At 66.1% G+C, this 24,903-nt stretch carries 23 protein-coding genes; 13 read left to right on the top strand and 10 right to left on the bottom strand.

The window, feature by feature from the left end; all coding sequences use genetic code 11:
• The first annotated feature begins 114 nt into the window (after positions 1–114).
• From Q0897_RS07395 to arfB, 7 genes are read left to right on the top strand one after another with little or no spacing between them, the layout of a single operon-like run.
• On the top strand, positions 115–648 hold the full coding sequence (locus Q0897_RS07395) for an EF-hand domain-containing protein (protein WP_299308582.1): 534 nt from the start codon (positions 115–117) through the stop codon (positions 646–648).
• A gap of 39 nt (positions 649–687) precedes the next feature.
• A complete protein-coding gene (locus Q0897_RS07400) occupies positions 688–1,425 on the top strand; it encodes a response regulator (protein ID WP_299308583.1) in 738 nt (245 codons plus the stop codon).
• Between the two features lie 4 nt (positions 1,426–1,429).
• Positions 1,430–2,845: an ATP-binding protein gene (locus tag Q0897_RS07405; RefSeq protein WP_299308584.1), complete on the top strand. Its 1,416-nt coding sequence runs from the start codon at positions 1,430–1,432 to the stop codon at positions 2,843–2,845.
• Between the two features lie 56 nt (positions 2,846–2,901).
• Positions 2,902–4,683, top strand: coding sequence for an aminodeoxychorismate synthase component I (gene pabB, locus Q0897_RS07410; RefSeq protein ID WP_299308586.1), 1,782 nt, complete (start codon positions 2,902–2,904; stop codon positions 4,681–4,683).
• Positions 4,680–5,891 carry a pyridoxal phosphate-dependent aminotransferase gene (locus Q0897_RS07415; protein ID WP_299308587.1) on the top strand — a complete coding sequence of 404 codons (1,212 nt, stop codon included), beginning with the start codon at positions 4,680–4,682 and terminating at the stop codon, positions 5,889–5,891. Before pabB ends, Q0897_RS07415 begins: the two co-directional genes overlap by 4 nt.
• Positions 5,888–6,586: an RluA family pseudouridine synthase gene (locus Q0897_RS07420; RefSeq protein ID WP_299308588.1), complete on the top strand. Its 699-nt coding sequence runs from the start codon at positions 5,888–5,890 to the stop codon at positions 6,584–6,586. The genes Q0897_RS07415 and Q0897_RS07420 overlap by 4 nt, the downstream gene beginning before the upstream one ends.
• Positions 6,583–6,999 (top strand): alternative ribosome rescue aminoacyl-tRNA hydrolase ArfB, encoded by a 417-nt coding sequence (gene arfB / locus Q0897_RS07425; protein ID WP_202082746.1) that lies wholly within the window; start codon positions 6,583–6,585, stop codon positions 6,997–6,999. The genes Q0897_RS07420 and arfB overlap by 4 nt, the downstream gene beginning before the upstream one ends.
• Here arfB and Q0897_RS07430 read toward each other — a convergent pair.
• Both Q0897_RS07430 and Q0897_RS07435 read right to left on the bottom strand, forming a co-directional pair.
• A complete protein-coding gene (locus Q0897_RS07430) occupies positions 6,996–7,202 on the bottom strand; it encodes a hypothetical protein (RefSeq protein WP_239805055.1) in 207 nt (68 codons plus the stop codon). The two genes, arfB and Q0897_RS07430, sit on opposite strands and share 4 nt — an antisense overlap.
• Positions 7,203–7,212: 10 nt before the next feature.
• Positions 7,213–7,524: a hypothetical protein gene (locus Q0897_RS07435; protein WP_299308590.1), complete on the bottom strand. Its 312-nt coding sequence runs from the start codon at positions 7,522–7,524 to the stop codon at positions 7,213–7,215.
• A gap of 108 nt (positions 7,525–7,632) precedes the next feature.
• Here Q0897_RS07435 and Q0897_RS07440 point away from each other — a divergent pair, with 108 nt between their 5' ends.
• From Q0897_RS07440 to recQ, 5 genes are read left to right on the top strand one after another with little or no spacing between them, the layout of a single operon-like run.
• A complete protein-coding gene (locus Q0897_RS07440) occupies positions 7,633–8,685 on the top strand; it encodes a metalloregulator ArsR/SmtB family transcription factor (RefSeq protein WP_299308592.1) in 1,053 nt (350 codons plus the stop codon).
• Positions 8,682–9,629: a methylenetetrahydrofolate reductase [NAD(P)H] gene (gene metF, locus Q0897_RS07445; protein ID WP_299308594.1), complete on the top strand. Its 948-nt coding sequence runs from the start codon at positions 8,682–8,684 to the stop codon at positions 9,627–9,629. The genes Q0897_RS07440 and metF overlap by 4 nt, the downstream gene beginning before the upstream one ends.
• A complete protein-coding gene (locus Q0897_RS07450; RefSeq protein ID WP_299308596.1) occupies positions 9,626–10,687 on the top strand; it encodes a homocysteine S-methyltransferase family protein in 1,062 nt (353 codons plus the stop codon). The genes metF and Q0897_RS07450 overlap by 4 nt, the downstream gene beginning before the upstream one ends.
• Before the next feature lie 18 nt (positions 10,688–10,705).
• Positions 10,706–13,333, top strand: coding sequence for a methionine synthase (gene metH, locus Q0897_RS07455; RefSeq protein ID WP_299308598.1), 2,628 nt, complete (start codon positions 10,706–10,708; stop codon positions 13,331–13,333).
• Between the two features lie 5 nt (positions 13,334–13,338).
• On the top strand, positions 13,339–15,120 hold the full coding sequence (recQ, locus tag Q0897_RS07460) for a DNA helicase RecQ (RefSeq protein ID WP_299308599.1): 1,782 nt from the start codon (positions 13,339–13,341) through the stop codon (positions 15,118–15,120).
• Between the two features lie 6 nt (positions 15,121–15,126).
• Here recQ and ribA read toward each other — a convergent pair whose 3' ends face one another.
• From ribA to Q0897_RS07500, 8 genes are all read right to left on the bottom strand, one after another.
• Positions 15,127–16,206 (bottom strand): GTP cyclohydrolase II, encoded by a 1,080-nt coding sequence (ribA, locus tag Q0897_RS07465; protein ID WP_299308601.1) that lies wholly within the window; start codon positions 16,204–16,206, stop codon positions 15,127–15,129.
• 11 nt (positions 16,207–16,217) lie between these two features.
• Entirely contained in the window at positions 16,218–17,012 is a 795-nt protein-coding gene (xth, locus tag Q0897_RS07470) for an exodeoxyribonuclease III (protein ID WP_299308603.1), read from the bottom strand.
• A 295-nt stretch (positions 17,013–17,307) separates the two neighbouring features.
• Positions 17,308–17,970, bottom strand: coding sequence for an outer membrane lipoprotein carrier protein LolA (locus Q0897_RS07475; RefSeq protein WP_299308605.1), 663 nt, complete (start codon positions 17,968–17,970; stop codon positions 17,308–17,310).
• Positions 17,971–18,063: 93 nt separating this feature from the next.
• Positions 18,064–18,231 carry a 50S ribosomal protein L33 gene (gene rpmG, locus Q0897_RS07480; protein ID WP_066764720.1) on the bottom strand — a complete coding sequence of 56 codons (168 nt, stop codon included), beginning with the start codon at positions 18,229–18,231 and terminating at the stop codon, positions 18,064–18,066.
• Positions 18,232–18,417: 186 nt separating this feature from the next.
• Positions 18,418–18,732 (bottom strand): hypothetical protein, encoded by a 315-nt coding sequence (locus Q0897_RS07485; RefSeq protein WP_202082727.1) that lies wholly within the window; start codon positions 18,730–18,732, stop codon positions 18,418–18,420.
• A gap of 96 nt (positions 18,733–18,828) precedes the next feature.
• Entirely contained in the window at positions 18,829–19,080 is a 252-nt protein-coding gene (locus Q0897_RS07490; protein ID WP_299308609.1) for a GlsB/YeaQ/YmgE family stress response membrane protein, read from the bottom strand.
• 171 nt (positions 19,081–19,251) lie between these two features.
• Positions 19,252–21,438: a M13 family metallopeptidase gene (locus Q0897_RS07495; RefSeq protein WP_299308611.1), complete on the bottom strand. Its 2,187-nt coding sequence runs from the start codon at positions 21,436–21,438 to the stop codon at positions 19,252–19,254.
• A gap of 160 nt (positions 21,439–21,598) precedes the next feature.
• On the bottom strand, positions 21,599–23,401 hold the full coding sequence (locus tag Q0897_RS07500; protein WP_299308613.1) for an ABC transporter transmembrane domain-containing protein: 1,803 nt from the start codon (positions 23,399–23,401) through the stop codon (positions 21,599–21,601).
• A gap of 210 nt (positions 23,402–23,611) precedes the next feature.
• Here Q0897_RS07500 and phaZ point away from each other — a divergent pair, with 210 nt between their 5' ends.
• Positions 23,612–24,856 carry a polyhydroxyalkanoate depolymerase gene (gene phaZ, locus Q0897_RS07505; RefSeq protein WP_239805067.1) on the top strand — a complete coding sequence of 415 codons (1,245 nt, stop codon included), beginning with the start codon at positions 23,612–23,614 and terminating at the stop codon, positions 24,854–24,856.
• Positions 24,857–24,903 lie beyond the last annotated feature (47 nt).

The following is a 24,903-nucleotide window of genomic DNA, read 5'->3' on the forward strand; positions in this document are numbered from 1 at the left end:
GGGTTTCACGAAGTCGCGGACGGCGCATCATTCGGGTTTTCCCCTGATGTCCCCTCCCCAAGGCCCGATGCGCTGGCCGCGGCTTCACCCTTTTTGCAAGTGGATGGATCGACCATGAAAAAGACCGTTCTTGCCGCGGGGATCGCCGTCATCGGCCTTGGCGCCGTGGCCGTCGCCGCCCCCGATATCGCCCGCGCCGCGCCGCAGGACCGCGACCATCCCACGATGGAACCCATGACGCTCGCCACGGCGGAGGCGCGTGCGCTCGCCCTGTTCGACCGGATGGACCGCAATGGCGACGGCACGATCGACGCCGCCGACCGCCAGGCTCGGCAAGACGCCATGTTCGACCGGCTCGACACCGACAATGACGGGCAGATCAGCCGCACCGAATTCGCCGCACGCGGCCAGCGCGAAGGGCGCGGACCGATGGCGCATCGCGGCGCCGGCAGGGGTATGGGCATGGTAAAAATGGCCGATGCCGATGGCGACGATGCAATCACCCGCGCCGAAATGCGCGCCGCGGCGAAAAGCCATTTTGCCCGCATGGACGCGAATGGCGACGGCACCGTCACCACAGCGGAGCGAAAGGCCGCCCGTGACGCGATGCGCGCCATGCACCGGCAGCGGAGCGGCGATGCAGGCTGACGCAAAACATCCCGCATACCGATCCGGGCGCGGCGGCTGATGGCCGACGCGCCCGAAACCGTGCCCGACCGGATCCTCGTCGTCGATGACGAGGAGGCGTTGCGCACGCCGCTTTGCCAATATCTCACGAAACAGGGTTTCGCCGTGCGGCAGGCCGAAAGCGCCGCCGCCGCGCGCACCATGCTGAAATCCGAGGCGGCTGATCTCGTCCTGCTCGACATCATGATGCCGGGGGAGGACGGGCTGTCGCTCACCCGCCATCTCGTCGAGACGCAGCGCGTGCCGGTCATCCTCCTCACCGCGCGGGGGGAGGCAACCGATCGCATCGTCGGCCTCGAAATCGGGGCCGACGATTACGTGGTGAAACCGTTCGAGCCGCGCGAGCTTGTCGCGCGCATCCGCTCGGTCCTGCGCCGGGCGAGCCGGGCGGAGACACCGGCGGGGACCGAGGCGGATTACTGTTTCGAAGGGTGGCGGCTCGATCCGCTCAAGCGGCGGCTGCTCGATCCCGAAGGGGCGGTGGTGGCGATTTCCTCGGCCGAATTCCGCCTGCTCAAGGCGTTTTGCGACCGCCCGCGACAGGTGATCGACCGCGATCGCCTGCTCGACATGGTGCAGGGGCGCGAGGCGCATCTGTTCGACCGCGCCGTCGACAATGCGATCAGCCGCCTGCGCCGCAAGGTCGAGATCGACCGCTCCGATCCGCAGCTCATCCTGACCGTGCGGGGCGGCGGCTACATGCTGGCCGCCGATGTGACGCGCGCGGCGTCTGGCTGAGCCCTTGCGCCGCCGGCTGTCCATCCTGTCGCGCCGGATATTGCCGCGCAGCCTGCAGGGGCAGATGCTGCTCGCGGTCGCGCTCGCGCTGCTTTTGGGTCAGGCGATCAGCGCGGTCATCATCTACCGCGCGGAGGTTGCGCGGGCCGACAATTCGATCGCCCACACGCTGGCCTTCCGCCTGATCGGGGCGCAGGCCTTCGACGCGCGCCGGGATGCGATGCGCGGCATGCGAGGCAGAGGCACGCGCCGCTCCATGGGGCTCGTCTCCGCAAATGTTTCGCCGCGCACGTCGCAGGACCGCATGCGCGGCAATCTGCAGGAGCGCCTCGCGCAAGTGCTGAGCGAGCAGGGCATTGCCTTTACCGCGCTCGATGTCTTCGAACGTCCGCTCGCCGACGACCCCCCGGCGCAGAATTTCCTTCGCCGCCGGTTCGGCGCCTCCCCGCCGCCCGACCGGTCGCAGGTGATCGTCGCCGCGATGCGCCCCGCAGGTGCCAGCCACTGGATCGTGGCGCGCGATCTTCCGCCTGCGCGCACCGGGCGTTTCGTGCGCCTGCTGCTGTTGCAGACGGTGCTGACCTATATCGTGCTGGTCGGCGCGATCGCATTGCTGCTGCGCCGGATTACCGGACCGTTGAAGGCGTTGACCGGCAGGGTCGAGGATTTTTCGCGCGATCCCGCCATGTCGGCCGACGCGCGGGTGCAGCCCGCCGGCCCGACCGACACGCGCCGGCTGATCATCGCGCATAACCGGATGGAACAGCGGATCGGCGCGCTTCTCGATGAAAAGAACGTGATGCTGGGCGCGATCGGCCACGATCTGAAGACGCCGCTCGCCGCGCTGCGCGTCCGCATCGAATCGGTGGAGGACGAGGACGAGCGCGCCCGCATGGCCGCCACGATCGAGGATATCGTGCGCACGCTTGACGACATCCTGTCGCTCGCGCGGGTGGGGCGGCCGTCCGACCCGCTCGAAACGACGGAACTGTCGGCGCTCGTCGTATCGGTCGTCGAAGAGTTCGAGGACATGGGCGACCCGGTCGAGCTGGGCGAGACGCAGCGTATCGTGCTCCCGCTGCGCGCGACATGGCTACGCCGGGCGCTCCGCAATCTGATCGGGAATGCGGTGCGCTATGCCGGCGGTGCCGACGTATCGGTGGAACGGCGCGGCAATCGCGCCATCGTGCGCGTCATGGACCGGGGACCGGGCATTCCCGACGGGCAGATTTCCGCGATGATGGAGCCGTTCGCGCGGGGCGATCCGTCGCGCAATCGCGGCACCGGCGGCGCGGGCCTCGGCCTGACGCTGGCCCGCGCGATCGCGGAGCAGCACGGGGGCACGCTCATCCTCGCCAATCGCGACGCGGATGATGGCGGGGCGACGGGCTTGTGCGCGGAATTGTCGCTGCCGGTGTAGGCCGCGAGCGCTTCGCCCTTGCCGCCCGCAGCGACAGCCGCCATGCAGGGGGCGGCATGAGCGAAGCTTTCATCCTTCTCGACGATGCGCGTCCGCTGGCGGAAAATCCCGCTCCGGCGCGGCTCTATCGCGGGCCGCGGGCGACGTTCGTCGCGCGGCGCGGGGACGAGGTCGCACCGGCGCTTGCCGCCGCGCGCGAGGCGCTTGTCGCCGGGCACCATGTCGCAGGCCAGATCGCCTACGATGCCGGGCTCGCGCTCGAACCGCGGCTGGCGCCGCTTACCCGCGCAGGTGATGCGCCGCTCGTTTGGCTCGCCGCGTTCGATCGCTGCGACACGATTCCGGCGGGCGACGTGCCGCAATGGCTGGCGGCGCGGATTGCGGAGAACGAATTGCCGCCGTCGCATCTCTCCCCGCTCCGTCCCGCGTGCAAATTCGACGAATACGCCCGCCGTTTCGCCGCGCTGCGCGACGCGATCGAGGCCGGCGATATCTATCAGGCGAATCTGACCTTTCCGCTGTCGGGGCGCTGGTGCGGCGATCCGCTCGCCATCTATGCCGCGATCCGGGGGCGCGCGGCGGCGGGGCACGGCGGCATCGTGTTCGACGGCACCGACTGGACGCTGTCCTTCTCGCCCGAGCTGTTCTTTGCGGTCATGGACGGCACCGTCACGATGAAACCGATGAAGGGCACCCGCCCGCGCGGCGCCACACCGGAGGAGGACAGCGCGCTCGCCGATGCACTTTTCCAGAGCGGAAAGGACCGGGCCGAAAACCTGATGATCACCGATCTGATGCGCAACGACATCAGCCGCGTCGCCGTGCCGGGCAGCGTGCGCGTGGCGGCCCCCTTCGCCATCGAAACATACCCGACCGTGCATCAGATGGTAACGACGATCACCGCGGATCTGGCGCCGGGCCGCGACGCCGGCGACGTGCTGCGCGCGCTCATGCCCTGCGGCTCGATCACCGGCGCGCCGAAGATCCGGGCGATGGAGCTGATCCACCGGGAGGAGGACGCGGCGAGGGGCGTGTATTGCGGAGCCGTCGGGCGGTTCGACCCCGATGGCGATGCCGCGTTCAACGTGGCGATCCGCACCTTGCGCCTCGATGCGGGGGGCGATGCGATATTGGGCGTGGGCTCGGCGATTACCGCGGGATCCAATGCGCGGGCCGAATGGGACGAATGCTTGGTGAAGGGGCGGTTCGCGTCGGCGGATCTGGCGCCTTTCCACCTGATCGAGACGATGCATTTCGATCCGCTGATCGGTGTGCCGATGGTCGAACGCCACCTCGAACGGTTGAAGCAGAGTGCGCATGCGCTCGGCTTTGCCTGCGACCGCCATGCCATTCGCAACGACATCCAAGCGTTCTGCTTTACCCACCGCGAACCGGCGCGTTTGCGCGTGATGCTGGCGCAGGACGGATCCTGGACGCTGGAGGGGGGCGCCATGCCCGACCCGCTGACGCAGCCGGTGCCCTGCATGCCCCACGACTTGCCGGTGGAGGCGGATGACTGGCGCCTGTCGCACAAGACCAGCCTGCGCGATTTATACGATGCGGCGCGGTTCGCGGCGGCGGGTCTCGGCGCGGAGGAGGCGGTGCTGGTCCGGCATGACGGGCGCGTGACCGAGGGCAGCTTCACCAATATCTTTGTCGAACGCGATGGTGCATGGCTGACCCCGCCTGCATCGCTCGGGCTGTTGCCGGGAGTCATGCGGCAGAAACTGCTCGACGAAGGGGTGGCACGGGAGGCGGAATTGACGCTCGACGATCTGAAGGACGGTTTTCACATTGGCAACGCCCTTCGCGGCATGATGCGGGCACGGCTGATATGACGCAGGCGCAGGCTTCGGCGGACCGGATCTCCGCCGCACTGGCGCGCATCGCCCCGTCACAGACCACCGCGATGACCGACCGCGCCACCGCAATGCGGGCCGAGGGGCGCGACATCGTGTCGCTCTCCGTGGGGGAGCCCGATTTCGCCACCCCGGCCCATGTGGTCGAGGCGGTGAAGGATGCGCTGGACCAAGGCGCCACGAAATATACGCCGGTGGGCGGCACCGCGGCGATGAAGCGGGCCGCCGCGCTGCATTTCACGCGCGATCTCGGCATCGCCGCGACGCCCGCCGACGTCACGGTCAGCGCGGGCGGGAAACAGGCGATCTTCCACGCGCTGCTCGCCACGATCGATCCGGGTGACGAGGTGCTCATCCCCGCGCCGTGGTGGGTGAGCTATCCCGAAATCGCGCGGTTCGCGGGCGCAAATGTGGTGCCATTGCCGACCACGGCGGCGGACGGTTTTCGCATTTCGGCAGAGCAGCTTGCGAACGCGATCACGCCTGCGACACGCTGGCTCCTGCTCAACAGCCCCGGCAATCCGACCGGCGCGGTGTACACGGCGGACGATCTTCGCGCGCTGGCCGACGTGCTGGACCGGCACGCGCGTATCATGGTGATGAGCGACGATATTTACGCGCCGCTGCGCTATGGCGATACGCCGCATGCGACGCTCGCGGCGCTGCGCCCCGATCTGGCGGACCGCATCCTCACCGTGTCGGGCGTGTCGAAAAGCCATGCGATGACCGGCTTTCGCATCGGCGTCGCGACCGGGCCCGGCTGGCTGATCCGGGCGATGGAACGGCTCCAGTCGCACAGCAGCGGCAATCCCTGCTCGATCAGCCAGGCCGGCGCGGTCGCCGCGTTCGAAGGGCCGCAGGATTTCCTGTCCGACTGGCGCGCGATTTTCCGGGCGCGGCGCGACCGGGTGGTGGAGGCGATCAATGCGATTCCCGGCCTGTCGACCCCGGTGCCGGATGGGGCGTTTTACTGCTTCGTCGATGCCGCGCCGCTCATCGGCGAGGGTTGCGAGGATGACAATGCGCTGGCGTTGCACATGCTCGAACATGGGGTCGCGGTGGTCGCGGCCTCGGCATTTGGCGGGGCGCATTGCGGAATACAGGGGTTCCGGGTCAGCTTCGCCGCCGACGATGACAGCCTCACAGAGGCGCTCACCCGCATGGAAAGGGCCGTGGCCGCATTATGACCGACATTCCCATCCTGTTCGAGGATGCCGAGGCGCTGATCATCGACAAGCCGGCGGGGCTGCCGGTGGACCGGCCGCGCAATCGCGCGCCCTCGCTCGCGGACCGGCTCGGCGCTCTGACGCTAGGCTTTGCGCGGGAACCGGTGCCGGTGCACAGGCTCGACACCGATACGTCGGGCTGCCTGCTGCTCGCCCGCAATCCCAAGGCGCTGAAACGGCTGTCCCGCGCGTTCGAGGAACGGATCGTGGAGAAGACCTATCTCGGCATCGTGAGCACCGAACTGGCCGAGGCGGAGGGCGAGATTGCCCTGTCGCTGAGCAAGGTCAGCAGTGAGAAGGATGGCTGGCGCATGATCGCGGCGAAGAAGGGGAAGCCCGCGCTGACCCGGTGGCGCCGGATCGCGGTGCGCGACGGGTTGAGCCTGGTTGAATTCCGGCCCGAGACCGGCCGCACCCATCAGATCCGCATCCATGCACAACACGGGCTGGGCGCGGCATTGCTGGGCGATCCGGTCTATGGACGGCCGGACGCCCGCGCGCGCCGCACGATGCTGCATGCCGCCGCGCTGTGCGTGCCCCGCGATAACAAGCCCGCCATCGCGGCACGCGCGCCCTTCCCGCGCGCCTTCGCGGATCTTGGCTTTGACGATCCGGGACCGGCCCCCCGCGACGAGGCGCGGCGAGAGGCCGAGTGACCGGCGGATCGATCATCGACCGCGCCCACGCCCTGGCCGAAGAACGTTTCGTCACGGCGTCGGGGCCGGGCGGGCAGAACGTGAACAAGGTCGCGACCGCGGTGCAGTTGCGGGTCAACATCTATGCGCTCGGCCTGCCGCCGCCGATCTTTCACCGGCTGAAGCAACTGGCGGGAAGCCGCCTGACGCAGTCGGGCGACCTGCTCATCGACGCGCGCCGTCACCGCACGCAGGACGCCAACCGCAGCGATGCGCGCCAGAGGCTGACCGATTTGCTCGAAGAGGCACGCCGGCAGCCCAAGACGCGCGCGAAGACCCGCGTGAACCGCATCGGCAAGGTGCAGCGATTGAAGAAGAAGAAGGAACGCGGAGCGGTCAAGGAGAAACGCGGGCGCGTCACCGGCTGGGACTAGTCCGGCGCGTCGAGGCCGGTTTCATCGGCCGAGGCGGGGTCGGCGGGCGGGGCATCCTGCGTTTCGTCGGCGGGCAGCATCGCCGCCGCATCGGCGAGGAACGCGGCCTCGTCCTGCGGCGGGGCGGGATCGGGGGTGGTGTCCTGCCCGCCGCACGATGCCAGCATCGCGGCGATCGTCACGGCGGGCAGGATGCGTCGCATGGCGCGGACCTTACCGTGCGTCCTGCGCATCCTCGTTCATCGCGGCGGTCAGGTCGTCGGCGGCCATGGCGGCATCGTCGGCGACGGCTTCGGCGGCGGGGGTTTCGACCGTTTCGGGGGTCTCGCGCGGTTCGGGGCCGGCCATGTCGTCGGCCATCGCGGGATTGACGGCGGGATCCTCGCCCATGCCGGGCTCCATCATGACCTCGTCGGCGGGCATCTCGACATTGTCGGCCTCGGCAGGCGCGTCGGCATCGTCGGTCGATCCGCAGGCGGACAGGGCGAAGCTTGCTACGCCGGCGAAAAGAACAAGTTTCTTCATGGGTTCGATCCTTCACGGATAGGGGGTTGTGACGCAATTCCCCTAATGCGCGCGCTGAGTCTCCGCAATCGTTGCAAACATATAAAGCTTCCTTTATATGATGACGCCATGACCATCGGCGATCTTCTTCGCGCACTCGACGATCCGACGCGGCTGCGGCTGCTGCGGCTGTTGTCGCGCATGGAGCTTGCGGTGGGCGAACTGGCCGAGGTGCTGGATCAGAGCCAGCCGCGCATTTCGCGCCATGTCCGCATATTGACCGAGGCCGGCCTCGCCGAAAAGCGCAAGGAAGGAAGCTGGGTCTTCTTGCGCAGCCGCCTGCACGATCCGCTCGACGCGGCGCGCGGCGAATCGGCGGCGATGCGCGCGGCGGCGGACCGGCTCCTCGCCGCGGCGGAGCGCGAGGATAGCGCGTTCGCCGCCGAATGCGCAGCCGACCGCCAACGCCTCGACACGATCCGCACTGCGCGCGAGGCCAGCGCCGCCCGCTATTTCGAGCGTCATGCCGAGGAATGGGATTCGCTGCGCAGCCTGCACGTCGCGGAGCGGGAGGTGGAGGCGGAACTCGCCCGCTTGCTGCGCGTCGGCGGCAGGGACGATGCCGAATCCGCCGACGGGGCGAGCCTGGGCGAACTGCTCGACGTCGGCACGGGCACCGGGCGCATGGCCGAATTGTTCGCGCCCGCCGCCGCCCATGTCGCAGGCATCGACAAGAGCCCGGAGATGCTGCGCCTCGCACGGACGCGGCTGCAAAATCTTTCCCCGGCGCGGCTTACCCTGCTGCAGGGGGATTTTCGTGCGCTGCCTTTTCCCGATGCGCGGTTCGACACGGTGTTGTTCCATCTCGTCCTCCATTATGCGCAGGCGCCGGAGGATGTTCTGGCCGAGGCGGCGCGCGTCACCCGGCCCGGCGGGCGTATCGCCATCGTCGATTTCGCCGCCCACCGGCACGAGGAATTGCGCGAAAGCCATGCCCATGCCCGGCTCGGCTTTACGGATACGCAGATGCACCAGCTCTTGACGCATGCGGGCTATACCCCTGCGGCCGACAGTACCCTTCCGGGCAAGGAGCTCACCGTCCGCATCTGGACGGGGCTTCGCGATGATATGCCCCTGATGACCCCGACCTCCGATTTTTCAGCGAAGGCCATGTCCCGATGACCGATCCCGTTTCCGTATCCCCTGCCGATTGCATCACCGCCGATGGCGTGCCCCTGTTCGCCAGCCTGCCCGGCGATATTGGCGTGTCCTTCGAATTCTTCCCGCCGAAGAGCGAGAAGATGGAAGCGCAGCTCTGGGACGCGGTGGAAAAGCTGGCCCCGCTGGCGCCCGAATTCGTGTCGGTCACCTATGGTGCGGGCGGATCGACGCGCGAACGCACCCATGCGACGGTCGAACGCATTATCCGTGAGGCGCGCATCCCCGCCGCCGCGCATCTGACCTGCGTGGAGGCGAGCAAGGACGACATTCGCCGCGTCGCCGAACAATATTGGGAGGCGGGCGTGCGCCATATCGTCGCACTGCGCGGCGATCCGACCACGCCGGGCGGGCGGTTCGAACCGCATCCCGGCGGCTATGCCGGCGCGGCCGATCTCGTCGCCGGATTGAAGGCCATCGCTCCGTTCGAGATTTCGGTCGCCGCCTATCCCGAAACCCATCCCGAGGCGCAGAGCGCGCAAAGCGATATCGACAATCTGAAGCGCAAGCTGGACGCGGGTGCCGACCGGGCGATCACGCAATTCTTCTTCCGGCCCGAATGCTTCCTCGATTTCCGGGACCGGCTCGCGGCGGACGGCGTCGATGCACCGCTGGTCCCCGGCATCTTGCCGGTGTCGAACGTGGCGCAGACGCGCAAGTTCGCGGCGCAGTGCGGGGCGCAGATCCCGGCGTGGATGGACGGATTGTTCGAAGGGCTGGACGAACGGCCCGGCGCGCGCAAGCTGGTCGCCGCGACGCTGGCGGCGGAATTCTGCCGCAGGCTTTACGCAGGCGGCGTGCGCGATTTCCATTTCTACACCTTGAACCGTGCGGACCTGTCCTACGCCATCTGCCACCTGCTGGGCCGCCGCCCGGTCGCTGCCGAGCAGACGGAGCAGGCCGCATGAGCATCACCCCCTCCGCCGCCCGCCAAAGCTTCGAAGCCGAGGCGGCCAAGCGTATCCTCATCACCGACGGCGCCTTCGGCACGCAGATTCAGAACCGCAAGCTGGTCGAGGCGGATTACATGGGCGATCTCGCCCTTGCGAAGGATGCGAAGGGCAATAACGACATTCTCGCCCTCACCCGCCCCGACGTGCCCGAATCGATCCACCGCGCCTATTTCGAGGCGGGCGCCGACATCGCCTGCACCAATACGTTCAGCGCGAACACCATCAGCCAGGCCGATTACGCGGCGGAACACCTCGTCGACGAAATCAACCGGCAAAGCGCGATGCTGGCCCGCCGGGTCGCGGACGAATTCGCCGCCGCCGACGGGCGTCCGCGTTTCGTCGCCGGGGCGATCGGCCCGACGAACAAGACATTGTCCCTCTCCCCCGACGTCAACGACCCCGGTTTTCGGGAGATCGATTTCGACTATCTCACCGCGGTCTACGCGCAGCAGGTCGAGGCATTGATCGACGGGGGCGCGGATTTCATCTTGATCGAGACGATCTTCGACACGTTGAACGCCAAGGCCGGGATCATGGCGGTGCGCGAGGTGGAGCGGAAACTGAACCGCGAAATCCCGATCATGCTGTCGATGACGCTGACCGATCTTTCGGGACGGAATCTTTCGGGCCATACGGTGGAGGCGTTCTGGTACGCGGTGCGCCATGCCCGGCCGCTCACCGTCGGGCTGAATTGCAGTTTCGGCGCGACGCAGCTTCGCCCGCATGTCAAAACGCTTTCGCAGATCGCCGATACGCTCATCATGGTCTATCCCAATGCGGGCCTGCCGAACGAGCTTGGCGAATATGACGAGATGCCCGATACCACCGCCACCCTCGTCCGCGAATGGGCGGATGGCGGGCAGGTCAACGTGCTGGGCGGATGTTGCGGGTCCAGTCCCGAGCATATCGCCGCCATGGCGAAGGCGGTTGCCGGCCTGACGCCGCGCACACGCCCCACGCCCGAAACGAAAATGCGGCTTGCGGGCCTCGAACCCTTTGTGATGGCCGGTTGAGCCACGAGCGGAAAACACATGTCAAACAGCAATAGCGCGCGTTTCGTCAACATTGGCGAGCGCACCAATGTCACAGGCTCGGCCCGGTTCAAGAAGCTGATCATGGCGGGCGATTACCCCGCCGCGGTCGAGGTCGCGCGCAGCCAGGTCGAAAACGGCGCGCAGGTGATCGACGTCAACATGGACGAAGGCCTGCTCGACGCGGTGGAGGCAATGACCACCTTCCTCAAACTGATCGCGGCGGAACCCGACATCGCCCGCGTGCCGATCATGGTCGACAGCTCCAAGTTCGAGGTGATCGAGGCCGGGCTGAAATGCGTTTCCGGCAAGCCCATCGTCAATTCCATCTCGATGAAGGAAGGCGAAGAGGCGTTCCTCACCCATGCGCGCATCTGCATGGATTATGGCGCGGCGGTCGTCGTCATGGCCTTCGACGAAAAAGGCCAGGCCGATACGAAGGCGCGCAAGGTCGAAATCTGCAAGCGCGCCTATGCCCTGCTGACCGGGATCGGTTTCCCGGCGGAGGACATCATTTTCGATCCCAACGTGTTCGCCGTCGCGACAGGGATCGAGGAGCATGACAATTACGGCGTCGATTTCATCGAGGCGACGCGTGAAATCGTCGCCGCCTGCCCGCATGTGCACATCAGCGGCGGATTGTCGAACCTCTCCTTCAGCTTTCGCGGGAACGAGACGGTGCGCCGGGCGATGCACTCGGTCTTTCTCTATCACGCGATCCCCGCGGGCATGGACATGGCGATCGTCAATGCGGGCCAGCTCGACGTCTATGATCAGATCGACCCCGTCCTGCGCGAGGCGTGCGAGGATGTGATCCTGAACCGCCCGGCCCGGGGCGACGAAACCCCGACCGAGCGGCTGATCGCGCTCGCCGAAAGCTACAAGGGCAAATCGCCCGAGGCGGAGAAGCAGGCCGCGGAATGGCGCGGCTGGCCGGTGGCGAAACGGCTCGAACATGCGCTGGTCAAGGGGATCGACGCGCATATCGTCGACGATACGGAGGAAATGCGGAGCTCCACCGCCGAGGCCGGCGGCCGCCCGATCGAGGTGATCGAAGGGCCGTTGATGGACGGCATGAACGTGGTCGGCGATTTGTTCGGCAGCGGCAAGATGTTCCTGCCTCAGGTGGTCAAATCCGCCCGCGTGATGAAGAAGGCGGTCGCCCATCTCATCCCCTTCATCGAGGCGGAGAAGGAAGAGGGCGCCAAGGCGAAGGGCCGCATCATCATGGCGACGGTGAAGGGCGACGTGCACGATATCGGCAAGAATATCGTCGGCGTGGTCCTGCAATGCAATGGCTACGAAGTGATCGACATGGGCGTCATGGTGCCCTGGCCCGACATCATCGCCAGGGCGCAGGAAACCGGCGCGGACATGATCGGGCTGTCGGGCCTCATCACCCCCTCGCTCGACGAGATGGTGACGGTGGCGGAGGAAATGCAGCGCGCCGAGATGACCATGCCGCTGCTGATCGGCGGGGCGACGACGAGCAAGGTGCATACCGCATTGCGCATCGACAATGCCTATGACGGGCCGGTGATCCACGTGCTCGACGCCAGCCGCGCGGTCGGCGTCGCATCGCAGCTTCTGTCCAATACGCAGCGCGATCCCTTTGTCAAAAAGACCGCGGACGATTACGAGGCGGTGCGCGTGACCCGCGCCAACAAGGGGCAGAGCGCGCTGCTCCCCATTGCCGAGGCGCGCGCCAACGGATTTGCCGCCGACATGGGGCAGAAGCCGCCCGCCCCGGCAAGGCCCGGCCTCCACGTGTTCAACAATTGGGACCTGTCCGACCTGATCGAAACGTTCGACTGGACCCCGTTCTTCCGCGCATGGGAGCTGGCCGGCAATTTCCCCGCCATTCTGGAAGACGAGATCGTCGGCGACAGCGCCAGCGCGCTGTATGACGATGCGCAGGCCATGCTGCGCCGCATTGTCGAGGAAGAATGGCTAACCGCGCGGGGGGTGTGCAATATTTGGCCCTGCCGCCGCGATGGCGACGACGTGCTGCTCGACGATGGCACGCGCCTGCCGTTCCTGCGGCAACAGGTGAAGAAGTCGCAAGGGCGCGATGGCAAGGGCCGGGCGAATTTCTGCCTTGCCGATTTCATTGCCAAGGATGGTGACTTTATCGGCGGGTTCGCGGTCGGTATCCACGGGATCGACGAACATTCCGCCCGGTTCAAGGCGGCGCATGACGATTATTCCGACATTCTTCTGAAAGCGCTGGCCGACCGGTTTGCCGAGGCGTTTGCCGAACGGTTGCATCAACATGTCCGCACGACGCTCTGGGGCTATGCGACGGGTGAACAGCTCACGAACGAGGCGCTGATCAAGGAGCAATATCGCGGCATCCGCCCCGCGCCCGGCTATCCCGCCTGTCCCGATCACAGCCTGAAGCCGATATTGTTCGACCTCCTGAATGCGCAGGACAACGCCGGTATCACCCTGACCGAAAGCCAGGCGATGTTGCCGACATCGGCCGTGTCGGGGTTCTACTTCGCCCATCCCGAGAGCCAGTATTTCGGCGTCGCCCGCGTCGGCCCGGATCAGCTTGAAGACTATGCGCGGCGGCGCGGCGTCGATATGGAGACCGCGACACGCTGGCTGCGCCCCAATCTGGACTGAACCCATTGCCGCATACGATTGACGATCCCCTTTCCCGATTGAAGGACGTCTTCGGCTTTTCCGCGTTTCGCGGGCGGCAGGAGGCGGTGGTGTCGCGCGTCCTGTCCGGGCAATCGACGCTGGCCGTCATGCCGACGGGTGCGGGCAAGTCGCTGACCTATCAATTGCCCGCGCTGATGCTGGAGGGGACATGCGTCGTGGTGAGCCCGCTCATCGCGCTCATGCATGATCAGCTGCGCAGCGCCGAAGCGGTGGGCATTCGGGCCGCCACGCTGACCAGTGCGGACGACAATCGCGCCGAAACCATCGCGCGGTTTCGCGATGGCGCGCTCGACCTGCTTTATGTGGCGCCCGAACGCGCGAGCCAGCCCTATTTCCGCGACATGCTGCGCAGCGCACGCGTGTGCCTCTTTGCCATTGACGAGGCGCATTGCGTTTCGGAATGGGGCCATGATTTCCGGCCCGATTACCGCTTGCTGCGCCCGCTTCTGGACGAATTTGGCGATGTGCCGCGGCTTGCGCTGACCGCGACGGCGGACGAGCACACGCGGGAGGATATTCTCGCCCAGCTCGGCATTGCCGAGGATGGCATGATCGTCGCCGGCTTCGACCGGCCCAACATCCGCTATCACATTACGCCGCGCGACAGCCTGACGCGCCAGTTGCAGCAATTGCTGAACGCAGAGCCGGGACCGGGCATCGTCTATGCACCGACCCGCGCCGCGACCGAACGGCTCGCGCAATCGCTGGCCACGCCGGGGCGCGAGGTGCGCGCCTATCACGCCGGCATGCCGCCCGAGGTGCGCAGCCGCAACCAGGCCGCCTTCGTTGCGTCGGAAAACATGGTGATGTGCGCGACCGTCGCGTTCGGCATGGGCATCGACAAGCCCGACGTACGCTTCGTCGCCCATGCCGGTCTTCCCAAGAGCATCGAGGGATATTACCAGGAAACCGGGCGCGCGGGGCGCGACGGCGATCCGTCGACCGCGCATCTGTTCTGGGGCGCCGACGATTTCGCCCGCGCCAATCAACGCATCATGGAGGTGGACGAAACCCGCCGGCAAAGCGAGCGGGTGCGGCTGTCGGCCTTGGGCGCGCTGGTCGAAACGGGGGGGTGCCGCCGCGCGATCTTGCTGCGCCATTTCGGTGAAAACCCGGCGCAGCATTGCGGCAATTGCGACAATTGCCTGAACCCGCCCAAGTCGGTCGATGCGACGGTCACGGCACAGAAATACCTGTCCGCCGTGGCGCGCACGCGGCAAATGTATGGCGGCGGCTACATCGAAAGCGTGCTCACCGGACAGTCCAGCGACCGCAGCCGCCAGAACGCGCATGACACCCTGTCGGTCTTCGGCATTGTCGAGGGCGAGGAAGCCGCGCTCCTGAAACCGGTGCAGCGCGCGTTGCAGGTGCGCGGCGCGCTGTTGCCGACCGAGCATGGCGGGCTGATGCTCGGCCCCGATGCAAGGCCGTTTTTGAAAGGGGAGCAGACGCTCGAAATCGTGCTGCCGCCCAAGCGGGAGCGGGGCCGCCGGGCGCGCGGCGCAGGGCAGGCGTTGAACCCGGTGGGCGATCCGCTGTTCGACGAATTGCGCACTCTGCGCCGCGAACTGGCCGAGGAGGCGGGCGTGCCGCCCTATGTGGTGTTCCACGATTCGGTGCTGCGCGACATGGCCGGGCTGAAACCCGCCAATCGGGGCGAACTGTCGCAATTGCCGGGCGTGGGCGCGAAAAAGCTCGACGCCTATGGCACCGCCTTTCTCAACGTGATCCGCCGGTTCGCGTAAACCGGCCTAGCGCAGCAGGTGCCCCGTCCGGTCGCGCTTCGTATCGAGATAGCGGGCATTGTGCGGATTGGCGGGCAGTTGGTGCGGCACGCGTTCGGTGACGGTCACGCCGACCTCCTCCAATGCCGCGACCTTGGCCGGATTGTTCGTCATCAAGCGCACCGTATCGACGTTTAAAAGATGCAGCATGCGCGCCGCGACCGGAAAATCGCGGGCCTCCGTCGGCAGGCCCAGCCGGTTGTTCGCATCGACCGTATCGAACCCCTGATCCTGAAGCCGATAGGCGCGCAGCTTGTTGATCAGCCCGATGCCGCGCCCTTCCTGCCGCAGGTATAGCAGAATGCCCCAGCCGCCCTTTTCCGCCTCCTCCGCCATGGCGGCCAGCGACGCATCGAGCTGCGGCCCGCAATCGCATTTGAGGCTTCCGAGCACATCGCCGGTCAGGCATTCGGAATGCAGGCGGACGAGCGGCACGCGCCTATCCCCCTGCCGCCCGATGACGAGCGCGACATGTTCGCGCAGGTCGTCCGGGGCGCGAAAGGCGACGATCTCGGCATGGTCCGCCGCCTCGGTCGGCAAGGCGGCGCGGGCCTGCACGGTGAGCCGGGCGCTGTCCTGAAACTGCGCGAGATCGGCGAGCGACACGGGCACGGCCTCTTCGCAGATGTCTTCGCCCGGGATCGCGGGATCCACCATGAAGGCCGGAAGCAAGCCCGCGATCCGCGCCAGCGTCATCGCCGCGACCGCGATCTCCTCCCAATCCAGAGGCTGCGCCCGAAACGGTCCGGCCAGCGGATTGGCGAGGTCGCGCGCCGGGTCGGCCAGCTCACGCGCATTGCGCAGCGCGAACGGTTCCGCCGCACGGATGAGTGCGGGCGCATCGGGCGCCGCCGCGTCCTTCTGATTCGCGAGTTTCAACGTCACCGCCCGCGCCGCAGAGATCAGCAGCAGCCGGGAGGTCGCCCCCGCATCATAGCCGGTTTCGGCCGGCAGCAGCGTGACCCTGTCCTCGATCCGGATCGGCCAGCCGTGGCGCAATGCGTCGATCGCCTGCCCCGCCCGCCGGGATGACGCGGTGCCGTTCATGGTTCAGGCTCTCACAATTCGAAGCGGGTGACGAGCGGGATATGATCCGACGGCCGTTCCCAGTCCCGGCAGGCCAAGTGAACCTCGTGCCCGGTCGCCTGCTTCGCGAGTTCGGGCGACGCCCACATATGGTCGAGTCGCCGACCCCGGTTCGATTTTTTCCAGTCGCGGTTGCGATAGGACCACCAGCTGTAGCTTTTTTCATCGTGCGGCACATGTTCGCGCCCGATATCGACCCATCCATGCGCATCCTTGAACCGGGCCAGCGCCTCGCGCTCAACCGGGGTGTGCGACACGACCTTCTGCAGCGACTTGCTGCTCCACACGTCATGTTCGAGCGGCGCGATATTGAAATCGCCGACGATCATGCTCGGCCGATCGACCGTTTCGGCCCAGCGCGCCATGCGTTCGAGGAAATCGAGCTTCTGCCCGAACTTGTCGTTCACCGCCCGGTCGGGGACATCGCCGCCCGCCGGGATATAGACGTTTTCGAGCAGCATCCCCTTTGCCGCGCCGCCGACCTCCACGCCGACATGGCGCGCCTCGCCATTGTCCTGCCAGTCGTGGCGCGACAATTCGCGCAAGGGCAGGCGGCTGATCGTGGCGACGCCGTGATAGCCCTTCTGACCATGCACGGCGCGGTGGGTATAGCCCAATTCCTCGAACGGGGCGTGCGGGAAGAGATTTTCGGCGACCTTGATCTCCTGAAGACACAGCACGTCGGGCTGCTCTTCCTTCAGGAAACGGGTGACCTGGTCGATGCGAAGGCGCACCGAATTGATGTTCCATGTGGCGATCTTTACCATGCGCACGGCCATAGGGCGGTCGCGCGCAATGTCCAGTTCACAGGGCCGCACATCGCCCGGAAACAGCAAAAAACCCTCGTCCCGGGGGCAATGGGACGAGGGTTCCTTTTCGCGTTCGTCACGCTTTGCCAAGACGATCCGGCGGACCTGGGCAACAGGGGGGAAACCCGGTGGACCGCCCGTCTTGTCTTTGCCGTTCTAGGGGGAATTCGCTGTCGGATTGCTGAACAAAAATTCCGATCTTTTCGGCCCGGCGCCAGCGAGACACGGATTGTCGCCGTTTCCGGACCTATTTTTAACGGCCCCGGCGCGCGGCGGGGGTGACGTCCTTGTACCGGAACATCGAATCGCTGACCGCCATGCCGTAACGGTGATTGTCGAGAAACACCTTGGTCACGTTGTTCTGCGCATCGACCGCGACCCAGCTGGCGAGTTCCATGCCGCCCGGCGCGCCCGACTTCTTGCGAAAGATCAGCGTGATCGCGCCATATTCGGGGTGCTTGGGATCCTTCACTTTGACGCTGGTGACGTTGGGATTGCCGCTCGGCATGATCTGCCCGTAACGCGCGACGTCCTTGCCGGGATCGAGCAGCGCGCCGAGCGGGCTGTTGGCGACGGGCCACACCTGCTTCTGGCGAACTTCGTAATCGAGCATGGTCAGACGCGAACCGTCCGACACGATCAGCATGGGGACGCCCTTCTGATACTGAAACCGGATCTTACCCGGTCGTTTCAGGGTCATCGTCCCGCCGACGCTCTGTCCGCCGCGGCCCACCTGCGTGAAATCGGCCTGCATCGTCTGTATCGCGCGCAGGGCCGACACCGCCCGGTCGAGATCGCCGGTCGCAGCGACCGCGGGGGTCACGGCAACCGTCATCGCGGCGGGCACCGAAAGCATGAGAGCGCCCGCACCCATGGCACGAGCGATCCCGGAAAGTTTTGTTTTCATGGTCATCATATCGGTCTTTTCACATTGCGGCATTGAACGCGCCGTGAACCGAAAACCATGCCGAGGACATGCGTTCCCGCAACTATTGCGGGAAAGCCGCGATCACTTGATCTTGGCTTCCTTGAACTCGACATGCTTGCGCACGACCGGGTCATACTTACGCTGAACCATCTTTTCGGTCATGTTGCGCGGGTTTTTCTTCGTGACGTAGAAAAAGCCGGTGTCGGCGGTGGAAACCAGCCGGATCTTGACGGTTGCGGGCTTCGCCATGGCGCTATCCTAAAAATTGCTTCGCGCGCCGGTCAGTCCGGATACGCTCAGTTTCGGTCTTCGATAAATGTCCCGCCATCCGATTCGCGCCGGATAAAGCAGGCGAGGCGGCACTGTATCTCAGCGCCGCCCCGAATGCCTGCGCCTTTGCGGCAGGCCGGTCGATAAGTCAAGCTTTGGTAAGGCTCAACGCCCGCGGCGCAGCAGCCAGGTCAGCAATCCGCCGATCACGGCCACCCCGCCGAGCCCGCCATAGAGCGCGCCCTTGCGCTGCGTCCGCAATTCGGCGAGCGCCGATTCGTCGAGGAAAAAGCCGCCGCCGGATCCGCGAATCACACCCTGCGCGCGCAGGCGGTCGAAACGGTCGGCCTCGACCGGGTCGGCCGGCACGATATCGACGGCGGTGGCAGGGTTGGTCGCGCCCATCGAGCGAAACCGTCCGACGACGACATCTTCCATGTCGCGCTTGCCGGTGGCGATCTGGGCGGGGGTAGTGGTCATGGGACAGGCTCCGGGAAAAATGGGCAGATGGGCTTTGCCTCTATAGCGCGGGCGCGGCGTTTCGGTTCCTGATCCACCCGCGCCGGATCGTGCAGCTCATGCCGGATGGTGGCGAAAGATGCACACCGTCGACAACAGCACCAGCGCCCCGACCACGGCCAGAAGCAGGGTCGCCGCGGTCAACCGCGTGACGATGTCCGGCCCGGCGAACAGCAGGGCGGGAATCAATGCACCCGATACGCCCACCACCATGTTGAGGGCGGCGTCCTGACTGGCGCCGGTGCGCACGACGATGCTGGCGAGCCAGCCGAGAATGGCACCGACAATGATCACGATTATGATACCCATCGTCGTTTCTTTCGATTGTATGTTCGTCTCCTACAACCGGGCAAGGGGTGCCATGGTTCCGACGGGCGTGATTCCACACCACGACAAAACGCCGCCCGGCGCGAACCGGACGGCGTTTGCAAATGTCCGCCAAAAGGCGCACGTTTGACGACGCGCGCGCCCAACCGCGGATCACCAGATGCGGATGCGCTCCTCCGGCGGGAGATAAAGGTCATCCTCCGCCGTGACGCCGAACGCGTCGTACCACTCGTCGAAATTGCGGACGATGCCGTTCACGCGGTACTGATTCGGCGAGTGCGGGTCGGTGGCCATGCGGGTGCGGGCTGCCTCCTCCCGCATCAGCGTGCGCCACACCTGCGCCCAGGCGAGGAAGAACCGCTGATCCCCGGTGAGCCCGTCGATGACCGGCGCGTCCTTTCCGCCGAGCGACATCTTGTACGCGCGATAGGCAAGGCTCAGCCCGCCCAGATCGCCGATGTTCTCGCCCAGCGTCAGGCTCCCGTTCACGCAGGTTTCGCCATCGTCGAACGGGCAGAACGCATTGTACTGCTCGGTAAGCGAGGAGGTCAGCGCCTCGAAATTGGCGAGATCCTTCTCGGTCCACCAGTTGCGCAGCACGCCCTCGCCATCCGACTTTGCGCCCTGATCGTCGAAGCCATGGCCCATTTCGTGGCCGATGACCGCGCCGATCGCGCCATAGTTCACCGCATCGTCGGCGCCCGCGTTGAAGAACGGCGGCTGCAGGATGGCGGCGGGGAACACGATTTCGTTCATGGTCGGGTTGTAATAGGCGTTCACCGTCTGCGGCGTCATGTGCCATTCGCCGCGATCGACCGGCTGCCCCAGCTTCGACACCATGTCGTTCCAGTGCCAGCGATCCGACGCCATCGCATTGGCAAACGCATCGCCCTTCACGATGTCCATGCCGTCATAGGTCTCAAACTCGTCCGGGTAGCCGATCTTGGGCGTGAAGGCGTTGAGCTTGGCCACTGCTTCCTGCCGCGTTTCGGCACCCATCCAGTCGAGATCTTCGAGATTGACGGCCATCGCCTTGCGCAGGTTGGCGACGAGCTGGTCCATGCTCGCCTTGTTTTCCGGCGGGAAATGGCGCGACACGAATTCCTTGCCGAGCGTCTCGCCCATCATCCCCTCGGTCGCGGACAGCGCACGCTTCCACCGGGCCTGCTGCTCGGGCGTGCCCTGGAGCGTCTTGCCGTAGAATTCGAAGCTCGCATTGTCGATCGCCTCGGGAAGGACGGAGGAACGATTGTCGATGAGATGGAGCGCGGCCCATGCCTGCAACGTCGCCATGTCGGTTTCGGACAGGATTTCGAGCTGCTGCTCCACCCCGCCGCCAAGCTTGGCCAGATCGGCAACGGTGAGACCGTATTGCGCGATTTCCTCCGCCGTGGGCGTCACGTGATAGACCCAGAACTGATCCGTATCGATGCCCGATGCATCCAGCATCGCGGCCAGCGGCGCATCGCCCGCCAGCGCCATCAACTCGTCGCGCGACAGGCGGTTATAGGTCAGGTTGCGATTGCGCGACATCGCATTGTCCCAGTCCGCCATCGCGAACCGGCGTTCCAGCGCATAGACCGCATCGGCGGTGGCGCCGGGGTCGGCATAGTCGAGCTGGCTTGCGAGGAAGGTCAGATATTCGCGATATTTCGCCCGGATCTCGAGGTTCTTCTCGGTATCCTTGAGGTAGTAATCGCGATCGGGAAGCCCCTGCCCGCCCACGGCGAGGATGGGAATATACTGATCCGGGTTCTTGGAATCAGTCGTGACGCCGAGGCCCAGCGGCGCGGGATAGCCCGGCGTCCCGAACAACCGCATCAGCCCCGCAAGATCGCCCGCGCCATAGATCGCGTCGAGATAGGGCCGCGCGGGTGCCAGCCCCTTCGCATTGATCGTGTCGGTGTCGAGATAGGCCGCATAGGCCGCCGCCACGCGCCCCTCCGGCGTGTCGAGCGAGCCGCCCTGCGCCGCCATGTCGGTCACAATCGTGCGCAGGTCCTTCTCCGCCTGCACGGCGAGCAGGTCGAACGAGCCGAAGCGCGAACGATCCGAAGGAATCGTGTTCGCCTGCATCCATTTGCGATTCATGTAGGCGTAGAAATCGTCGCCCGGGTCGATAGTGGTGTCGATCTCGCTCGGGTCGATGCCCCAGCTGCCGAAATTCATCGTCGGCGTATCGTCGGCCGCCCCTTCGCCCGTCGCGGCATCCTGCATGACATGCGCGTGGGCGCCGTGGCCATTCGCATTGTCGTGGCCGTCGGTCCCGTGGGCAAACGCCGGCACATGCGCGGTCAGCGCGGCCGCGGCGGCGGACAGGGACAGTGCGAGTTTTGACATTCTCATGGAGATACGATCCTCTTTTATCGGGCAAGAGCCCTGTGTCTTATCGGGCCAAAGCCCTGCGCCGGTGGCGGTGCATGACGCACGGACCGGCGAAATCCGGTTTCAAATGCTACCTTTAACAGGCGGCGAATGAAAGCCTGCTGAATTGCCGGTCTCAACTGTCGAATTGCAGGCCGGCAAGATGGGCGTAGAGCCCGCTCGACGCGCTGAGGCTGTCGTGCGTGCCTTCCTCGACGATGCGGCCTCCGTCCATGACGATGATGCGGTCGGCGGCGCGCACGGTGGCAAGCCGGTGCGCGATGACCAGCGTCGTGCGCCCCTGCATCAGCTCGTCCAGCGCGCCCTGCACCAGCCGCTCGCTCTCGGCATCGAGCGCGCTCGTCGCCTCGTCGAGGAGCAGGATCGGCGCATCGCGCAAAAGCGCGCGGGCAATCGCGATGCGCTGCCGCTGACCACCGGACAGGCGCGCCCCGCCCTCGCCCAGCTGCGTATCCAGCCCCTGCGGCAGGGCGGCGAGGAACTCCGCCGCATTGGCGGCCTCGACCGCGTCGGCAATCTCCGCATCGCTCGCATCCCAGCGGCCATAGCGCAGATTGTCGCGCGCGCTGGCGGCGAAAAGCGTGCTTTCCTGCGGAACCAGCGCGATGCGGCGGCGTACCTCCGCCGGGTCCGCGCGGGTCAGCTCCACCCCGTCGACGCGCACGCTGCCTGCCTGCGGATCGTAGAAACGCGCGACGAGCTGAAACAGGGTCGACTTGCCCGCGCCCGACGGGCCGACGATGGCAACCGTCTCGCCCGGCTCCACCACGAGCGAGAAATCCTCGAGCGCGGCGGCGTCGGGCCGGGTGGGATAGCGGAAGGTCACGTCGCGAAACGCGATCGCTCCGCGCGGCGGATCGGGAAGCGCCTGCGGACGGGCGGGCGCGGCGATGGCGGGACGCGCCGCCAGCAATTCGCCGAGCCGCTGCGCCGCGCCCGCCGCGCGCAGAAGATTGCCATACACCTCGGTCAGCGATCCGAACGCGCCCGCGACCAGCCCGGCGGTGATGACGAAGGCGGCGATGGTGCCGCCCGTAATGCGCCCCGCCGCCACGTCGGAGGCGCCCTTCCACATGAGCAGCGTCAGCGCGGTGAAGATGAGGAAGATCACGAGGCCCGTCATGATCGAACGGATGATGATGCGGCGGCGCGCAGTCTGGAAACTGCGGTCGACGGCGGCGGCAAAACGCGCGCGTTCGCGGTCTTCCTGGTTGAAGCCCTGCACGATCTTCATCGCGCCCAGCACTTCGGACACCATGGCGCCGACATCGGCGATGCGGTCCTGGCTCGACCGGGAGAGATTGCGCACCCGCCGCCCGAACCACACGATCGGCACGATGACGATGGGGATGAGGATGAACAATCCCGCGGTCAGTTCCGGCGTCAGTGCGAAGAGATAGATCGTGCCGCCCACCGCCATGAGCACGTTGCGCAGCGCGACCGATACGGTGCTGCCGACGACCTGTTCGATAATGGCGGTGTCCGACGTCATGCGCGACGAAATCTCGGCCGGGCTGTTTTCCTCGAAAAAGCCGGGCGGCAGCGAGAGCAGATTGTCCTGCACCCGCACGCGCAGATCGGCGACGATCCGTTCGCCGAGCCATGACACGTAGTAAAAGCGCAGCGCTGTGCCGATGGCCAGCACGACCACGATGACGAGCAGATATTCGAACCAGCGCGCAATGTCGCCATCGCCCGAAAAGCCGCGATCGATCACCAGCTTGAAACCCGAGGGGATCGCCAGCGTTGCCGCCGCCGTCACGGTCAAGGCGGCAATCGCGGCCGCGAGCCGCCCGGGATATTGCCGCGCCATGCCGAGCAGCAGCGAAAGCGGGGACAGAGTATCCGCCGGCGGACGTTCGTTCGATGGTGTGGAACCGCCACGCAGGCGCGAGGCCCTGGTCTTTGAGCTTGCCATGCCGCCCCCTAGCCGAAGCGGAAGGGCGGGTGAAGCCGTATGCGCGCCTTATTCTTTCGTTGCGCGCCGCGACGCATCATCGCCGCGTCATCCCGGCACACTTGTATATATCCCTTGCGGGAGCCAAATGGACCGTGCTGCATTGCAATATCGAGAAGGCGCGCTGCTTTTCCCCGCGCCCTCGCCGCTTAATTTCAGGAGAATTTTACGGTGCTGTATCAATTCTACGAACTGCAACGCGCCTTTTTGTCCTCGGCGAGCGCGGCCGCGTCGGTCGCGGCGCAAATGCTCGGAAATCCGCGCAATCCCTGGGGATATAACGGTTTCGGACCGTCCGCGGCCAGTGCGCTGGAGGTGTTTTCCCATGCCGCACGCTCGCGCGGGAAACCGGAATTCGGCCTCGACACCGTGGAAGTGGACGGCAAGGACTATCCGGTCGTCGAATCGGACGTGCTGCACAAGCCGTTCGGCAATCTGAAGCAGTTCCGCCGCGAGGGACTGCCCAAGGACGCGCCCAGACTTCTCATCGTCGCGCCGATGAGCGGGCACTACGCCACGCTGCTGCGCGGGACGGTCGAACGCATGATCGAAAGCGCCGAGGTGTATATCACCGACTGGACCGATGCGAAGCTCGTGCCATTGTCGGAGGGACGCTTCGATCTCGACGACTATATCGATTATGTCATCGAATTCCTCGAACATATCGGGCCGGGCACCCATGTCATGGCCGTGTGTCAGCCTTCGGTCCCCGCCTTTGCCGCGACCGCGATCATGGCCAAGGACGGCAACCCCGCCCGCCCCGCCACGCTGACCATGATGGGCGGTCCCATCGACACCCGCGAAGGCGTGACCGAGGTGAACGAAATGGCGACGAAACGCCCGCTCGCCTGGTTCCGTCAGAATTTGATCGCGACCGTCCCGGCCCAGTATGCGGGCGCCGGACGCAAGGTCTATCCCGGCTTTCTCCAGCTTGCCGGCTTCATGTCGATGAACCTCGGCAACCACATCATGAGCCATTACGGCATGTTCAAGCATCTGGTGGCAGGCGACGGCGAAAGCGCGGATGCGACCAAGGATTTCTACGACGAATATCTGTCGGTGTGCGACATGACGGCGGAATTCTACATCTCGACCGTCGATGCCGTGTTTCAGGAACACCTGCTCCCGCGCGGCCTGCTCACCCATCGGGGCGAGCGAATCGATTTCGACGCGGTCACCGACACCGCCATCCTGTGCATCGAGGGCGAGCGCGACGACATTTCCGGCATCGGCCAGACGAAGGCCGCACTCGACATGGTGAACAACCTGCCGGAGGAAAAGCGCAAGTATCACATGCATCCCGGCGTGGGGCATTACGGCATCTTCAACGGCTCGAAATGGCGCGGCCAGATCGCGCCCATCGTCGAGGAGTGGATCGCCGCGAACGGACGCAAATCGCTGAAGGCAGTCGCCTGACGCCCGGCGATTCGCACGCGCGCCACCCGGCAGATCGTGCCGCATCT

Origin of the sequence: uncultured Croceicoccus sp. (assembly GCF_947496385.1) — a bacterium.
Lineage (GTDB): Bacteria > Pseudomonadota > Alphaproteobacteria > Sphingomonadales > Sphingomonadaceae > Croceicoccus.

Bases quoted from the DNA above. Each gene is read 5' to 3' on its own strand.
- Q0897_RS07395 (WP_299308582.1), top strand. From the start codon at position 115: ATGAAAAAGACCGTTCTTGCCGCGGGGATCGCCGTCATCGGCCTTGGC.
- Q0897_RS07400 (WP_299308583.1), top strand. From the start codon at position 688: ATGGCCGACGCGCCCGAAACCGTGCCCGACCGGATCCTCGTCGTCGAT.
- pabB (WP_299308586.1), top strand. From the start codon at position 2,902: ATGAGCGAAGCTTTCATCCTTCTCGACGATGCGCGTCCGCTGGCGGAA.
- Q0897_RS07415 (WP_299308587.1), top strand. From the start codon at position 4,680: ATGACGCAGGCGCAGGCTTCGGCGGACCGGATCTCCGCCGCACTGGCG.
- Q0897_RS07420 (WP_299308588.1), top strand. From the start codon at position 5,888: ATGACCGACATTCCCATCCTGTTCGAGGATGCCGAGGCGCTGATCATC.
- Q0897_RS07430 (WP_239805055.1), bottom strand. From the start codon at position 7,202: ATGCGACGCATCCTGCCCGCCGTGACGATCGCCGCGATGCTGGCATCG.
- Q0897_RS07435 (WP_299308590.1), bottom strand. From the start codon at position 7,524: ATGAAGAAACTTGTTCTTTTCGCCGGCGTAGCAAGCTTCGCCCTGTCC.
- Q0897_RS07440 (WP_299308592.1), top strand. From the start codon at position 7,633: ATGACCATCGGCGATCTTCTTCGCGCACTCGACGATCCGACGCGGCTG.
- metF (WP_299308594.1), top strand. From the start codon at position 8,682: ATGACCGATCCCGTTTCCGTATCCCCTGCCGATTGCATCACCGCCGAT.
- Q0897_RS07450 (WP_299308596.1), top strand. From the start codon at position 9,626: ATGAGCATCACCCCCTCCGCCGCCCGCCAAAGCTTCGAAGCCGAGGCG.
- metH (WP_299308598.1), top strand. From the start codon at position 10,706: ATGTCAAACAGCAATAGCGCGCGTTTCGTCAACATTGGCGAGCGCACC.
- ribA (WP_299308601.1), bottom strand. From the start codon at position 16,206: ATGAACGGCACCGCGTCATCCCGGCGGGCGGGGCAGGCGATCGACGCA.
- xth (WP_299308603.1), bottom strand. From the start codon at position 17,012: ATGGTAAAGATCGCCACATGGAACATCAATTCGGTGCGCCTTCGCATC.
- Q0897_RS07475 (WP_299308605.1), bottom strand. From the start codon at position 17,970: ATGATGACCATGAAAACAAAACTTTCCGGGATCGCTCGTGCCATGGGT.
- rpmG (WP_066764720.1), bottom strand. From the start codon at position 18,231: ATGGCGAAGCCCGCAACCGTCAAGATCCGGCTGGTTTCCACCGCCGAC.
- Q0897_RS07485 (WP_202082727.1), bottom strand. From the start codon at position 18,732: ATGACCACTACCCCCGCCCAGATCGCCACCGGCAAGCGCGACATGGAA.
- Q0897_RS07490 (WP_299308609.1), bottom strand. From the start codon at position 19,080: ATGGGTATCATAATCGTGATCATTGTCGGTGCCATTCTCGGCTGGCTC.
- Q0897_RS07495 (WP_299308611.1), bottom strand. From the start codon at position 21,438: ATGTCAAAACTCGCACTGTCCCTGTCCGCCGCCGCGGCCGCGCTGACC.
- Q0897_RS07500 (WP_299308613.1), bottom strand. From the start codon at position 23,401: ATGGCAAGCTCAAAGACCAGGGCCTCGCGCCTGCGTGGCGGTTCCACA.